At 42.4% G+C, this 14,055-nt stretch carries 15 protein-coding genes; 13 read left to right on the top strand and 2 right to left on the bottom strand.

The window, feature by feature from the left end; genetic code table 11:
* The 8 genes from RFK25_RS02325 to greA form a co-directional block, all read left to right on the top strand.
* The coding region (locus RFK25_RS02325) for a hypothetical protein (RefSeq protein WP_332411227.1) at window positions 1–396 on the top strand (396 nt) is incomplete at its 5' end.
* A 1-nt stretch (window position 397) separates the two neighbouring features.
* A complete protein-coding gene (locus RFK25_RS02320; RefSeq protein WP_332411226.1) occupies window positions 398–718 on the top strand; it encodes a hypothetical protein in 321 nt (106 codons plus the stop codon).
* A gap of 107 nt (window positions 719–825) precedes the next feature.
* Window positions 826–3,918: a DEAD/DEAH box helicase gene (locus tag RFK25_RS02315; RefSeq protein WP_332411225.1), complete on the top strand. Its 3,093-nt coding sequence runs from the start codon at window positions 826–828 to the stop codon at window positions 3,916–3,918.
* An 80-nt stretch (window positions 3,919–3,998) separates the two neighbouring features.
* Window positions 3,999–4,661, top strand: coding sequence for a hypothetical protein (locus RFK25_RS02310; protein ID WP_332411223.1), 663 nt, complete (start codon window positions 3,999–4,001; stop codon window positions 4,659–4,661).
* A 1-nt stretch (window position 4,662) separates the two neighbouring features.
* Complete coding sequence (gene murC / locus RFK25_RS02305; RefSeq protein WP_332411221.1) at window positions 4,663–5,994, top strand: UDP-N-acetylmuramate--L-alanine ligase; 1,332 nt, start codon at window positions 4,663–4,665, stop codon at window positions 5,992–5,994.
* A 56-nt stretch (window positions 5,995–6,050) separates the two neighbouring features.
* Window positions 6,051–6,533: a GNAT family N-acetyltransferase gene (locus RFK25_RS02300; RefSeq protein ID WP_332411218.1), complete on the top strand. Its 483-nt coding sequence runs from the start codon at window positions 6,051–6,053 to the stop codon at window positions 6,531–6,533.
* A gap of 74 nt (window positions 6,534–6,607) precedes the next feature.
* Window positions 6,608–8,392 carry an endolytic transglycosylase MltG gene (gene mltG, locus RFK25_RS02295; RefSeq protein ID WP_332411216.1) on the top strand — a complete coding sequence of 595 codons (1,785 nt, stop codon included), beginning with the start codon at window positions 6,608–6,610 and terminating at the stop codon, window positions 8,390–8,392.
* 79 nt (window positions 8,393–8,471) lie between these two features.
* Complete coding sequence (gene greA / locus RFK25_RS02290) at window positions 8,472–8,954, top strand: transcription elongation factor GreA (protein WP_332411214.1); 483 nt, start codon at window positions 8,472–8,474, stop codon at window positions 8,952–8,954.
* Between the two features lie 76 nt (window positions 8,955–9,030).
* Here greA and yidC read toward each other — a convergent pair whose 3' ends face one another.
* Window positions 9,031–9,948 (bottom strand): membrane protein insertase YidC, encoded by a 918-nt coding sequence (gene yidC / locus RFK25_RS02285; protein ID WP_105125106.1) that lies wholly within the window; start codon window positions 9,946–9,948, stop codon window positions 9,031–9,033.
* 64 nt (window positions 9,949–10,012) lie between these two features.
* A complete protein-coding gene (locus tag RFK25_RS02280) occupies window positions 10,013–10,294 on the bottom strand; it encodes an acylphosphatase (protein ID WP_332411211.1) in 282 nt (93 codons plus the stop codon).
* A 70-nt stretch (window positions 10,295–10,364) separates the two neighbouring features.
* On the opposite strand from RFK25_RS02280, the gene RFK25_RS02275 reads away from it, so the two are divergent.
* The 5 genes from RFK25_RS02275 to RFK25_RS02255 all read left to right on the top strand — a co-directional run bounded on the left by RFK25_RS02275 (window position 10,365) and on the right by RFK25_RS02255 (window position 14,008).
* Window positions 10,365–11,105, top strand: a complete 741-nt coding sequence (locus RFK25_RS02275; RefSeq protein ID WP_332411210.1) for a TrmH family RNA methyltransferase — start codon at window positions 10,365–10,367, stop codon at window positions 11,103–11,105.
* A gap of 48 nt (window positions 11,106–11,153) precedes the next feature.
* Window positions 11,154–11,636 (top strand): HD domain-containing protein, encoded by a 483-nt coding sequence (locus RFK25_RS02270; RefSeq protein WP_105117693.1) that lies wholly within the window; start codon window positions 11,154–11,156, stop codon window positions 11,634–11,636.
* Between the two features lie 19 nt (window positions 11,637–11,655).
* Window positions 11,656–12,357 carry a Bax inhibitor-1/YccA family protein gene (locus tag RFK25_RS02265; protein WP_172023816.1) on the top strand — a complete coding sequence of 234 codons (702 nt, stop codon included), beginning with the start codon at window positions 11,656–11,658 and terminating at the stop codon, window positions 12,355–12,357.
* An 88-nt stretch (window positions 12,358–12,445) separates the two neighbouring features.
* A complete protein-coding gene (locus RFK25_RS02260) occupies window positions 12,446–13,693 on the top strand; it encodes a diaminopimelate decarboxylase (protein WP_332411201.1) in 1,248 nt (415 codons plus the stop codon).
* A 72-nt stretch (window positions 13,694–13,765) separates the two neighbouring features.
* Window positions 13,766–14,008 (top strand): YneF family protein, encoded by a 243-nt coding sequence (locus RFK25_RS02255; protein WP_024375830.1) that lies wholly within the window; start codon window positions 13,766–13,768, stop codon window positions 14,006–14,008.
* Window positions 14,009–14,055: the final 47 nt, after the last annotated feature.

The following is a 14,055-nucleotide window of genomic DNA, read 5'->3' as shown; positions in this document are numbered from 1 at the left end:
ACATGTTCATCTGCTTTCTATACTGAGTTGGGGAATTCTAGTATATCAGACGAACATGTCTTTTTTGTTGCACTTCATTTTACAACACGGGTATTGCTTTCTTTTTCATCATTTTTTCTTGTATTTTATGAAGACAGTCAGTATAAGCCTTTCGGCTTTCGTTATTGGCTGGGACTGGTGGCTTGCATCTGGCTCAATTTGGTGACTTTGGCATCCTATTTTATCGCTTTTACAGGTGGTTCAACCATGGTCTATCATCGATTTGAACAGCCTACGGTTTTGCTTTTCATCTTCTTTTTGTTATGTGCAATTGGCCTAAGCTTCCTATCCCTACATGCGATGAAAACCCTTGTCCGACGAACCAAGTATTACCGACAGGTCAGAAAGGAAGTCTAGTATGGAATTTTTAGGCGAACTAGTATTTGAATTTTTGGCGGGTTTGGCAGATTTCGATGAAAGAAAGTATGCTCCTTTTGGACTTCGCTACTGGCTGGGCTGGTTGGGGCTTCTAATCAATTTCTTGATGCTTGGTCTGCTTACTTTTGTACCAACAATATTTCTCCTAATGTTTCTGGATGGAAAGGGCTGGGTTAATCTCATTTTAGCAATCCTTTTCATACCAATTCTCCTATTTTGGCTCTTAAAAACACTTGGTTTTGTGAAGAAAATGTGGCAAGTGACAAAATATTATAAAATGATTTCTAGGAACATCAGTTGATTGACTGGTGTTTTTTTTGATGCCTAGGCAAAGAATTATCACATGATATATGCTATAATGAAAAGATAATATTTTAGAGATTATGCTAGGTCAAAAGAGGTATTGCTATGGGTCGCATGATGCCGGGGCGGGTTCGCCAAGAAGGAATTGATTTGTATGAGGCTGGGCAACTGACTGTTCTTCAGAGCGAGAATGGGAAGTTGGAGCTGGATATTGCTGGGGAACGTTTTGTTTATAGTGATGATGACAGTGATTTGCAGTGTAGTTGTCACTTGTTTCAAAGCAAGGGCTACTGTCAGCATTTGGCAGCTACGGAGTATTATTTAAAAAATGATGGGGTTGGTAAAAATCTGGAGCAGTCTCGGAAAGAAGAGGGAGATCAGCATAAGGAAACGGTCCGGCGGACTTATTTTGGTGGCCTCTTTTTAGATGAGATTTTGCGTCCCAAACCAGAAATGGGCATCAAGTATCGCCTCTCTGTTGAGGGGAGCTTGTTGCCTTATGATCGGCAGATAGACTGGACCTTGAAAATAAGCCGTTTACCAGACACCCGTTCCTATATTGTAAGGGACATTGGTGCTTTTTTGCGCTTACTCAAGACCAATGGGCATTACCAAATCGGGAAAAATTACTATGAGCAGCTGGCCTATGAAAACTTTGATGAAGTTAGCCAGGCTCTTTTGGATTTCCTTTGGACCTTAATTCCGGAGAAGGTAGGTTTAGATTCGGATATTCTCATCCATTTTGGCCGTCATTTCCGTTTGCCTCAAGCCTATTTTGAAGAAGGGCTTGACTTGTTGAACCAGCTGGATGATTTTGTCTTTACCTATGAACAACGTTCCTACTCATCTTTGATGGTACTTCCGTTGACAGAGGAAACTGGACTTTATCACTTTGATGTGACAGTCCATACGCACATGATTGAGATGGTTATTCATGAAAAAGCTGTTCGTCCTCTCCTTCAAGGGCGTTATCTCTTGCTTGATGGGGTTATTTATAGTGTCAATCGGATGCAGGAACAGCTGATTGGACATATTTCTAATCTAGTGCCTACCGAGTCTGGTTCGAGAAAGGTTCAGGTCGATTTTCAGGACCAGGATCGCTTGGCCCTGACTTTGCTAGATCTGCAGACCATTGGGACGGTCAAGGCACCCAAACGATTTAAAATTCACGATTTCATCCCTCATTTCCATATGGAGATGGAGGGAAATGGAAGTCTGTCCTTGCAATTAGTTTTAGATTTTGATGGTCGCTTGGTTAGAAGTGAGGAAGAGCTGAGCCTCCTTCCATTTGCCAGTCATTTTCAGCACCTAGAGGCTGTCTATCAGACAATCGGTTTGGCTGGTTTTCGTGGCAAATACCTGGCTCAAAGACCCGCTCTCAGTCAACAGGAGGTCTATTTCTTCTTCCGTCAACAGCTGCCCTTGCTAGAAAAAATGGGACCAGTTTATCTAACGGAAAATCTTCGGTCCCTCTTGGTTGAAGTCAAACCACAGCTGGAAATTGTGCGAAATGGCTCGCTTTTGGATATTTCATTCGATTTATCTGGAATTGATCAGTCTGAAATTGACCTGGTTATTGAAGCCTTGCTCGATCAAGAGGACCATTACACTAGCCCGACCGGGAAAGTCCTTGTTTTCGATGAGGAAACCCGGAAAATCAGTCAGACCCTTATTCAGCTCCGAGCTAAACATGGCAAGGGTGGGCAGGTGCAGGTTCATGCCTTGGCAGGTTACCAATTAGCCCAGTCGCTTTCTAGCTATGATCAAGTTCGTTTTTCAAAGGATTTTCAAGAAATGGCTAGCTATCTTGCCAAGCCTGACCGCTTTCCCTTGCCTGATGTGGATGTAAAAACTGAATTGAGAGATTACCAGCAAACTGGTATCAAATGGCTGTCTATGTTGGACCATTATGGCTTTGGTGGGATTTTGGCGGATGATATGGGACTTGGAAAGACCCTGCAAACCATCGCTTTTCTATCCAGTCGGATGACCAAGGATATTCGGGTCTTGATTTTGGCACCATCGAGTTTAATCTATAACTGGTCAGACGAATGCCAGCGTTTTGCTCCGGATTTAGACGTAGGGGTTGTTCACGGAAGTAAGGAGCAGCGAGTAGACTTGATTGGTCAGGGGCATCAAATTTTGGTAACATCCTATCCATCTTTTAGGCAGGATATTGATCTCTACAAACAAGAAAAGTTTGACTACTTGATTTTAGATGAGGCTCAGGTCATGAAAAATGCCCAATCTAAAATCGCTCAGCTACTGAGAGAATTTGAGGTTGGGAATTGTTTCGCTCTTTCAGGTACACCGATTGAAAATCATCTGACAGAATTGTGGTCTATTTTTCAGATTGTACTTCCAGGTTTATTGCCCGGTAAACAGGCCTTTAGCAAGTTAAGTACCAAAGAGATTGCTCGGACCATCCAGCCCTTTGTCCTCAGACGGCATAAGGAAGATGTTCTGCAGGAGTTGCCTGATTTGACAGAAGTCAATGTACTCAATGAATTGACTGATGAGCAAAAGACTATCTATCTGGCCCAGCTCCAACAAATGCAGTCTAAAATTGCTGGCGCTGATGATGCCCAAATCAACCGAAGCAAGATTGAAATTCTATCAGGGATTACTCGTTTGCGCCAAATATGTGACACACCTAGTTTGTTCATGGATGATTTCAGGGGAGAGAGTGGCAAGCTCAATAGCCTGAAAGAACTGCTCCTGCAACTGAAAGAGGGCGAGCATAGGGTCCTGATTTTCTCCCAATTCAGACAAATGCTGGAGCAGATTGAAGAACAATTAAAAGAAATTGGTTTAACCTCTTATACTCTGACAGGCTCAACCCCTGCCAATCAACGCCAGGAAATGACCCAGGCCTTCAATGCTGGTAGCCGTGATGCTTTTCTTATTTCCTTGAAAGCAGGTGGGGTTGGTCTGAATTTGACCGGTGCAGACACGGTTATCCTGGTTGACCTCTGGTGGAATCCAGCGGTGGAAGCCCAGGCCATTAGTCGTGCCCACCGAATGGGGCAGACTGAAAAAGTAGAATGCTACCGCCTGATTACCAGAGGAACCATTGAAGAAAAAATCCAAGCCCTTCAGGAAAATAAGAAAAATCTGGTTAAATCAGTCCTCAATGGTAGTGAAAGCCGTGCAAACTTGACGGTTGAAGATATTCGTGCTATTTTGGGGATAGAATAGTTAGTCTAGACAAGGTCTTAGCGTGGTATTAGGCAAATCTAAGCCAAGTATGGTATAATAAGGGTTCGAAAGGATGACTTATGATTAGACAAGAAAAAAGATTTCCGCTAGTAGCTGATAATGAGGTACTAGTAGGAGAAAATCCAATTATGAGTTTATATGACGAAAGTGACTTGATTAGCAATATCAAGGGGCCGTATAAAGAAAAAGAATTTGCTGGGACATCTGCTAGTCAGCAAGCGGTAAGCGGGACTGGCCGTGTAGTGACGGACGATGACCTCTTGCCTCCTCTCTTTGAGGCTAAATCAAGCTCTTATTCTCGTAGAGAACGTCATCAACACCTGGCTCAAACCAAACCTTCTTCTCATAAAACTCAGGGTCAAGTAGCTCGTGAACAGGCCCGTGAGGATTTGAAGAAGAAACGGACAGCACCTTACCTGAGAGATGATAAGCCTGCACCAGCCAAAGTTTTTGTCAAACCACCAGTCACGCCAAGTCCTGAGGAAAAAGTGGGAAATCTCACGCGGTTGGCGGACAGACTGCGCCAGACAGACTATATTTTGGCCGACGTTCCAGCTGTCTATTCTTTGAAGAAAGAAGATAGGGAGCAAGAGCAACCGATTAAGAAAAATTCGTATGACTTCTTGAAGAGAAGTCAGGTCTATAATTATCCTGAGCGCCAGCAACACCGAGAGCGTCAGGTTGCCCAGGAATTAAATTTAACAAATATAGAAGAGGAATAACATGACAAAAACCTATCATTTTATCGGAATTAAAGGGTCAGGAATGAGTGCATTGGCTCTCATGCTACACCAAATGGGCTATAAGGTTCAAGGAAGTGATGTAGAGAAGTACTACTTCACCCAACGTGGCTTGGAGCAAGCTGGTATTGACATCTTGCCTTTCGATGAGAAAAATATTACTGCTGATGTGGAATTGATTGCAGGGAATGCCTTTCGTCCAGATAATAATGTGGAGATTGCATTTGCTGATGCACAAGGCTTTAGCTACAAACGCTACCATGAGTTCTTGGGTGAATTCATGAAAGGTTTTACTAGCCTTGGTGTAGCAGGAGCTCACGGTAAGACATCAACGACAGGTCTTTTGGCTCATGTTATGCGCAATATTACAGACACCTCTTTCTTGATTGGGGATGGAACAGGTCGTGGCTCAGCCAATGCTCAGTATTTTGTCTTTGAGTCTGATGAGTATGAGCGCCATTTTGCTCCTTATTATCCTGAGTACAGCATTATCACCAACATTGACTTTGATCACCCAGATTATTTTACTAGCCTAGAAGATGTTTTTAACGCCTTTAACGATTATGCCAAACAAGTCAAAAAAGGTCTTTTTGTCTATGGTGAAGATGAGCAGTTGCGTCGTATTACGGTCAATGCTCCAATCTACTACTATGGTACAGGTTCAGATAATGACTTTGTAGCCTATGACTTGAAACCATCGACAACTGGATCACAGTTTAAGGTGCGTTACAAGGAACAAGAGTTGGGAGAATTCCAAATTCCAACATTTGGTAAACACAATGTCATGAATGCTACAGCAGTGATTGCAAATCTTTACATTGCTGGCTTTGATTTGAGATTGGTTGCTGAACACTTGAAGACTTTTGCAGGTGTCAAACGCCGCTTTACAGAAAAGGTTGTTAATGATACAGTCATTATTGACGATTTTGCCCACCATCCAACAGAAATCATTGCAACGATTGATGCTGCTCGTCAGAAGTATCCAAGCAAGGAGTTGGTGGCTATTTTCCAACCACATACTTTTACGCGTACCATCGCCCTTTTGGATGAGTTTGCGGAAGCCTTGAATGGAGCAGATGCCGTTTACTTGGCGCAAATTTATGGTTCTGCGCGTGAAACAGACAATGGTCAGGTTAAGGTGGAAGACTTGGCTGCTAAAATCAACAAAAAAGGTGGTCTGGTCACAGTTGAAAATACTTCACCGCTCTTGAATCACGACAATGCAGTCTATGTATTTATGGGTGCTGGAGATATTCAGTCTTATGAGTATTCCTTTGAGAGATTGCTATCTAACTTAACTAATAACGTTCAATAAAAGCAGAAAGACGGAGGCCCCTGGCCCCTGTTTTTCAGCTATATAGGGAGAAAATTATGGAAATTCGCAATATCAGGCAGGAAGATTTGGAGGCTGTAGCTGCTCTTGAGAGGGCAAATTTTTCTGAAGATGAACAGATTTCAAAAACTGTTTTGGAAAGGTATGTGCAGCTTTTCTCACCAACTTGCTTAGTGATGGAAAATGAAGGTGAACTGGCAGGTTTTATATTAGCTTGCCCGTCGCTAGCCAATAGGGTTACAGATGATATCTTTTATCTGGAAGAACCAGTAGCTCCTGTAGGCTACCATCTAACAATTGCTAGTTTGTCGGTAGCTCCAAGTTATCAAGGACAGGGAGTAGGCACCCTCTTGCTTGCAGGTCTAAAAGAAGTAGCTGTTCAAGGAAACTACCAAGGAATTGCCTTGACATGTAATGAGAGTTTGATTAGGTATTATCAACTCAATCAATTTGAGGATGCTGGCCCTTCCCGATCTCAGTTTGGAGGAAAAGAGTGGTATGACATGTATTGGAAAGCTTGATATAAAGGGAATTTCTTGCATTTCCTAGTTCTTTGAGATATAATGTATAGTAACTGTGTGAAAGGAGCAATAGCGTGACAAAGGATACGAACGAAAATAACACGCAGTCTTCAAGTTTTCGCGATCAGATTTTGCGGGAACTCGAAGAGCTAAAGACCAAGCGATTGGCAGCCCAAACAGAAGAAGTTGAGCTTGATAAGCACGAAGAAGTCGTTGAGGAACTTCAGAATCTTGTAAAAGATAGTCAAACCGTGGATGATAAGCATGAAACGGTGAAGATTGGTGGAGTTGTCTTTCCAAATTCCTATCTTGTAGAAGAAACTGAACAGCAAGAGGACACAAAGGTTGAGGAAGTAACTTCAAGCCTGGTTGGAGAAGTTGAAGAAACTGTGACAACCGTTCCACAAGATACTGTAGAACGTAATCTTGAAGAACTGAGAAACTTAGTTGCAGCTAACACGGTGGATTTCAAAGAAGAAACAACTAGGACCGTCCAGGAGGAACAATTCTCAACGGAAGAAGCAACTTCTTTGGAAGATACTTTCCTAGATTTTCCGACAGAAGATGTATCAGCAGTAACTGGGGATACAGAAATTCTTACATTGGATGAAGCAGTTCTTGTGTCTGCGGCTCTGCCAACTACAGCTGAGGCTGGGGAGGAAGAGAGTGTACAACCTGTCCAATCTAGAAAGACTTCACTCCAGAAAACAAGCAAGCAACGCCGTCAGGAACAAGATAAGGCTGCGAAACGAATTGTTTCAGTCGTCATGTCTATTGTTGTCTTGGCTGTATTGATTACAGGGATTACCGGCTTTATTTGGATTAAATCTAGCTTGGCCCCAGTTGATACAAAGGCGACCGAAGCTGTTCAGGTCGAAATCCCTGAGGGTTCAACAACCCTTGATATTGGTAAGATTTTGGTTGAGAATAAGTTGATTAAAAACGCAACTGTCTTTAACTATTATTCTAAGATTAAGAGTTATAACAACTTCCAAAGCGGTTTTTATAATTTGAAGCAGACCATGTCAGTAGATGATATTGCTAAGGCGCTTCAGGAGAGTGGTACTCCAACTGCCCAAAAGGAACCGGCAGGTAAGATTCTCATTGTAGAAGGTTATACACTGACTCAGATTTCTCAGGCAATCACTAACAATACTCAGACGGAAGATCAGAATGACAAGACTCCGTTTACATCGGAAGCCTTTATGGCTACAGTAACCAATACAGATTTCATCAATCGTATGGTTGTTGCTTATCCACAATTATTTGCTAGCCTACCAGCAACAGATAGTGGTGTTATTTACCAATTGGAAGGTTATCTCTTCCCAGCTGTCTATGAATATACAGAAGAAACCACCATGGAAGAGTTGGTTGAACAAATGATTGCAGCCATGGATGCTCGCTTGCAGCCATACTATGAAACGATTGCTAGCAAAAACTTGACAGTTAACGAAGTGCTGACCTTGGCTTCACTGGTTGAAAAAGAAGGTTCTACGGATGAGGACCGTCGTAATATTGCAAGTGTATTCTTCAATCGTATCAATAGCGGAATGCCTTTGCAGTCTAATATCGCTATTCTTTATGCTCAAGGCAAGCTTGGTCAAGAAACAACCTTGGCAGAGGATGCTGGAATTGATACAAATATTGAGTCACCATACAATATCTATTGGACGCCAGGGTTAATGCCTGGGCCAGTGGATAGCCCAAGTGTTTCAGCGATTGAAGCCGTCATCAATGCCAATACAACGGATTATCTCTACTTCGTAGCAGATGTTACAACAGGTACGGTTTACTATGCTAAAACTATTGAGGAACACGATCAAAACGTTGCCAAGTATGTCAATGCTCACTTAGAGTAAATTAGTAATTTATAACAAAATTATGTGGTTTTCCACATAATTTTGTTTTCATGAAAATATAGAAAGAAAAGGAAATATCATGGCAGAAAAAACCTATCCAATGACCTTGGAAGAGAAGGAAAAATTAGAAAGAGAATTGGAAGAGTTAAAACTAGTCCGTCGTCCAGAAATTGTAGAGCGTATTAAGATTGCACGCTCTTACGGGGACCTTTCAGAAAACTCTGAGTATGAGGCGGCAAAGGATGAACAAGCCTTTGTAGAAGGTCAAATCTCAACAATTGAAACAAAAATTCGTTATGCAGAGATTGTGAACAGTGACGCAGTAGCTGCAGATGAAGTAGCAATTGGTAAGACTGTAACGGTTCAAGAAGTCGGTGAAACGGAAGAAGAAGTTTACCATATCGTTGGCGCTGCAGGCGCAGATGCTTTTGCGAGTAAGATTTCTAATGAAAGTCCAATCGGTCATGCTTTGATTGGTAAGAAAACAGGAGATGTTGCGACCATTGAAACCCCTGCTGGAAGCTACGAAGTAAAAATCTTGAAAGTAGAAAAAACAAAATAAGATGTGGAGATGCTGGGCTTAGCCTAGCATTTTTTTGCATAAGAAAACAACCATCCTAGGAGATGGTTGTTATGTTTTATCTAGACCGTTGTTTACCAGCGTTGCGATTTGATTTTTTAGAAGTCTTTTCTTCGATGATAGCAGATGCTTTGGGAGTGACATCTTTTACGGTAGATTTGTAGGGTTTTGGTGGATTGTTTTTAAATTCTTCCTCTACCTTGGCGCGAACTTTTGGTTTGAGGATGAAGTTGGTTAAGGCTTGTTGAATGAGCCCGACAATACCGCCGACTACCCAGTAGAGAGTGACACCAGCTGGTGAAGTCCAAGAGAAAATGACAATCATGATAGGGTTCATATAGGTCACGGTTTGCATTTGCTTTTTCTGTTCCTCATCCATACCGACCTGCATTAACATGGATTGGGCATAGTAGAGAATACCTGCTACAGCAGTCAGAATCATACTTGGCTGACCAAGAGGAATGCCTAAGAATGAGGCTTCAGAGATACCTGGTGTGTGACGGGCTGCATAGAAGAGAGCCGTGAAGAAAGGCATTTGGATAAGGAGTGGAAGACAGCCCATGCCGCCAAATACACTTACTCCATACTGCTTTTGAGCCGCAAAGAATTCTTGTTGCGCAGCCAATTGTTCCTCTTGAGAGCTTGCATTTTTCATGCGCTCTTGGATAGGACCCAAGATTGGCTTGAGGTAGTTCATCTTTTCTGATTGGTAGGTTGCTTTCCAAGACTGATAGATACCGAGCGGCATAATCACGAAGCGAACGATGAGGGTTACCACGATAATGGCAAGACCAAAACCAAGTCCTTGATTTTCAGCAAAGAAGGTAATCAGGTTTCCCATTGGTTCTACCAGATAGTTATAAACCCAGCCTTCACCGGTTGGAACACCTTTTTTATCAGTTTTGACACATCCAGCCAAAAATACAAGGCTGGCAAGAGCCATGCTGGCTAAGAGTAGACGTTTATTCTTTTTCAAATTGCTACATTCCTTTTTACATGATACATTCTATTTTACTGTTTTTACGGTCAATTTTCAAGTTTTACCTATGACTGACCTGAAAATCATGGTAGTCGTCAAAGTTAGCAAGGGTCACATCCAGATAACTAACCTTTGCCATACGAGAGGGGCCTTTTCGGATTTCATGGATAAAATGGCTGAGCTTATCAGCGTTTTCGGACTGAGCCAAGATAGTGACTGTTCCATCATCATTGTTCCAGACCCTGCCGTAAATATCACCAATTTCCACTGCTAAAAATTGGACAGCCCAACGAAAACCAACTCCTTGCACCCGACCAGATGCAATCATTTTAACCTTTCTCATAAGCTTCTCCTTTTGACAAGAACTTTACTTTATTATATCATTGTTGGGTAAGAAAGAAAATGAGGAAACTATGGAAATTATCCGTTCGAAATCCAATAATCTGGTCAAACAAATTAAGAAATTACAGCAGAAAAAATACCGTACTTCATCTTATTTGATTGAAGGATGGCATTTATTAGAAGAAGCTGTGAAGGCAGGAGCAAGTATTGAACACATATTGGTCATAGAAGAGCATGTGGACAGGGTTGCTCAGCTGGAAAAGGTGACAGTGGTCAGCCCAGAAATCATGCAAGATTTGACTGATTCTAAGTCACCGCAAGGGGTTCTTGCCCAACTTGCTCTACCTAGTCAGGATTTGCCTGAGCGGCTGGAGGGTAGGTTTCTAGTCTTGGAAGATGTTCAGGACCCGGGGAATGTTGGCACCATCATACGTACGGCTGATGCGGCTGGTTTTGATGGCGTCTTTTTGACAGATAAGTCGGCTGATATTTACAATATGAAGGTCCTTCGTTCTATGCAGGGAAGTCATTTTCATCTACCTATTTATCGCTTGCCAATTAAGGATGTTTTCTCTACTTTAAAAAATAATCAGGTGGAAGTCTTGGCGACAACCTTGTCCAGTAGGTCTGTGGACTATAGGAAGGTTTCGCCAGGAGCTTGCTTTGCGCTTGTTATGGGCAATGAAGGTCAGGGCATTTCTGATTTTGTGTCTGAAGAGGCAGATCAATTGGTTCATATCACCATGCCTGGTCAAGCAGAGAGTTTGAATGTTGCTATTGCAGCTGGTATTTTAGTCTTTAGCTTTATTTAAGCCAAGAAGTCTAAACTGTGTTATAATAACAAAACGAGGTTTACATCTATGGGTGCTTATAAAAAAGATAAAGAATATATGGCCTATGTCGGTCACTTGATTGACACTAAAAAGGTGCAAAAGTTAGCAGATATTCCCCACCACTACCATTCGACCCGCTTGGAACATTCTATCAATGTTTCCTATACCAGTTACAAAATTGCCAAGAAATTTGGCTGGGATGCCAAGTCGACTGCACGAGGTGGTCTTCTGCATGATCTCTTCTTCTATGACTGGCGTGATACTAAATTTAACAGGAGCCATGCCTGGGTCCATCCACGGATTGCCAAGCGCAATGCCCAGAAATTAACTAAGCTCAACAAGGTGGAAGAAGATATTATTGTCAAGCATATGTTTGGTGCCACCTTGGCTCCGCCCCGTTATAAGGAATCATGGATTGTGACCTGTGTAGATAAATATTGGGCAGTTCGTGAGTTTACCCTGCCCTTGCAATATAAATGGAAAAATCGAAAGGTCCTGCGTTTTGAGTAGGATATAAAAGGAGAACTATATGAACAACGATTCATTTATCATCAATCAGGTGGATAACACCGCTCTTAACCGTTTCTTTGGGAAGATTTATGCTGTAGTTGCTATGGGAATTGGCTTGTCAGCCTTTGTTTCCTTCTTGGCGGTTACCGTCTTCCAGCAATTGCTTTATAGTTTGCTTAGTGCTGGCTCTATTGTCATGGTGTTGGTCATGTTGGGACAGATTGCCCTGGTGGTTGCAGCTTCTACCATGGCTGCCAAAAATAGTCCAATGGCTCTACCAATGTTTTTGGCTTATTCTGTTACCAATGGCTTGACTATCAGCATGGTCTTGATGTTCTATACGACCGAAACAGTTGCCTTGGCCTTCCTATCTGCTGCTCTTATGTTTGCCATTATGGCAGTGATTGGTATGACGACCAAGAAAAACCTTTCAGGTATGGCCCAAGCCTTGCGTGCTGCCCTCTGGGGAATTATGATTGCCAGTATCATCAACATCTTCCTTCGTAGTTCAGGTATCAGCTTTGCCATGTCTATCGTGTCAGTTCTTGTTTTCTCAGGCTTGATTGCTTATGACAACCAACGTATCCGCAATGTCTTTGAGCAGACGGGTGGCAATGTCCAGAATGGTTGGGTAGTGTCTATGGCTCTTCAACTCTACCTTGACTTTGTTAACCTCTTCCTCAACTTGCTTCGCATTTTTGGAATGATGAATAGAGATTAGTCATTACCCACTCGTAAGAGTGGATTTTTCATTTTCTGAAAAGGATGTTCTGTGGTATAATAGGAAAAATATTTGATGAGGTAGAGATATGACCAAGACACCATTTGTTAGTAAAGAAGTTTTAGAAACCATTACGGAGCAATTTCCGACTCCTTTTCATTTGTACGATGAAAAAGGCATTCGTGAGAAGGCCCGTGCCCTTAATGCAGCTTTTTCATGGAACAAAGGCTTTAAGGAATATTTTGCGGTCAAGGCGACTCCAACTCCAGCTATTTTAAAAATTCTTAAAGAAGAAGGTTGTGGAGTGGACTGTGCGACAGATGTAGAAGTGCTCATGAGTGAAAAAATGGGTTTCAAGGACATCATGTTCACATCCAATGATACGCAAGCCCAAGAGTTTGTATACGCTCGTAAAGTTGGTGCAACAATCAACTTGGATGCTTACGAACACATTGAGTTTTTGAAAAGTGTTGCTGGTATCCCAGAAACGGTCTGCCTCCGGTACAATCCAGGTGGGGTCTTCTCGCTGGGAACGGATATTATGGACCACCCAGAAGAGTCTAAGTTTGGCATGACCAAGGAACAGTTAATGAAAGGCTATAAGGAATTGAAAGAGCTGGGTGTCAAGGAATTTGGTATCCATGCCTTTTTAGCTTCGAATACAGTAACAAATGACTACTATCCTGTCTTAGCTCGTCAACTCTTTGAATTGGCCTTGGAAATTCGTGAGGAAACAGGTGTGACCTTAGACTTCATCAACCTATCAGGTGGGATTGGAGTCAACTATCGTCCTGAGCAAGAACCGAACGACATTGCTGTCATTGGCGAGGGAGTTCGCAAGGTTTACGAGGAAATTCTCACACCAGCTGGTATGGGACATGTTAAAATCTTTACAGAATTGGGTCGTTTTATGTTGGCGCCACACGGTCACTTGATTACAAAGGTGCTCCATCGTAAGGAAACCTATCGGACTTATATTGGTGTCGATGCATCGGCTGCCAACCTCATGCGTCCTGCCTTCTATGGCGCCTACCACCATATTACTAACATCACGCGCCCAGATGCGCCAATCGAAGTGGTGGATGTGGCTGGTTCCCTCTGTGAAAACAATGACAAGTTTGCAGTTAATCGTGAATTACCACGGGCAGAAGTAGGAGACACCTTGGTCATTCATGACAGTGGTGCCCACGGCTTCTCCATGGGTTACAACTACAACGGTCGTCTGCGTTCTTCTGAAATTCTTTTGCAGGAAGATGGCGCAGCGCGGATGATTCGTCGTGCTGAAAAACCTGAGGATTATTTTGCGACCATTTACGGTTTTGATTTTGACAGGTAAGTCTTGGAAAAGCCTGCTGAATTTGGTATAATAGAAGTAGTTATGTAGAAATAAAGATTTGAGGAGATTGATATGCAATTAGGTATCGGTTTAGTAATTGTTTTGGTGCTTGTGGCATTTGCAGGTGGTGTAGCCTTGGGTATTTACTTGTCTCGCAAACAAGTGGAAAACTACATTGCTGACAAGCCAGTTTTGGATGAAAATGCTTTGCGCTTGATGATGAGCCAAATGGGTCAAAAGCCAAGCGAAGCAAAAGTACAACAAGTACTTCGCCAAATCAAGAGCCAACAAAAAGTGGCAAGCAAGAAAAAATAATCAAACTGGGACTGGGATATTCATTCCCAGATCCCATTTTTTGAGTA

Source organism: Streptococcus sp. SS-4456, from assembly GCF_036680365.1.
In the GTDB taxonomy this organism is placed as follows: domain Bacteria; phylum Bacillota; class Bacilli; order Lactobacillales; family Streptococcaceae; genus Streptococcus.
This window is presented reverse-complemented; position numbering and strand designations above follow the sequence as displayed.

Coding starts and splice junctions, on each gene's coding strand:
- RFK25_RS02320 (WP_332411226.1), top strand. CDS start 398: ATGGAATTTTTAGGCGAACTAGTATTTGAATTTTTGGCGGGTTTGGCA.
- RFK25_RS02315 (WP_332411225.1), top strand. CDS start 826: ATGGGTCGCATGATGCCGGGGCGGGTTCGCCAAGAAGGAATTGATTTG.
- RFK25_RS02310 (WP_332411223.1), top strand. CDS start 3,999: ATGATTAGACAAGAAAAAAGATTTCCGCTAGTAGCTGATAATGAGGTA.
- murC (WP_332411221.1), top strand. CDS start 4,663: ATGACAAAAACCTATCATTTTATCGGAATTAAAGGGTCAGGAATGAGT.
- RFK25_RS02300 (WP_332411218.1), top strand. CDS start 6,051: ATGGAAATTCGCAATATCAGGCAGGAAGATTTGGAGGCTGTAGCTGCT.
- greA (WP_332411214.1), top strand. CDS start 8,472: ATGGCAGAAAAAACCTATCCAATGACCTTGGAAGAGAAGGAAAAATTA.
- RFK25_RS02280 (WP_332411211.1), bottom strand. CDS start 10,294: ATGAGAAAGGTTAAAATGATTGCATCTGGTCGGGTGCAAGGAGTTGGT.
- RFK25_RS02275 (WP_332411210.1), top strand. CDS start 10,365: ATGGAAATTATCCGTTCGAAATCCAATAATCTGGTCAAACAAATTAAG.
- RFK25_RS02270 (WP_105117693.1), top strand. CDS start 11,154: ATGGGTGCTTATAAAAAAGATAAAGAATATATGGCCTATGTCGGTCAC.
- RFK25_RS02265 (WP_172023816.1), top strand. CDS start 11,656: ATGAACAACGATTCATTTATCATCAATCAGGTGGATAACACCGCTCTT.
- RFK25_RS02260 (WP_332411201.1), top strand. CDS start 12,446: ATGACCAAGACACCATTTGTTAGTAAAGAAGTTTTAGAAACCATTACG.
- RFK25_RS02255 (WP_024375830.1), top strand. CDS start 13,766: ATGCAATTAGGTATCGGTTTAGTAATTGTTTTGGTGCTTGTGGCATTT.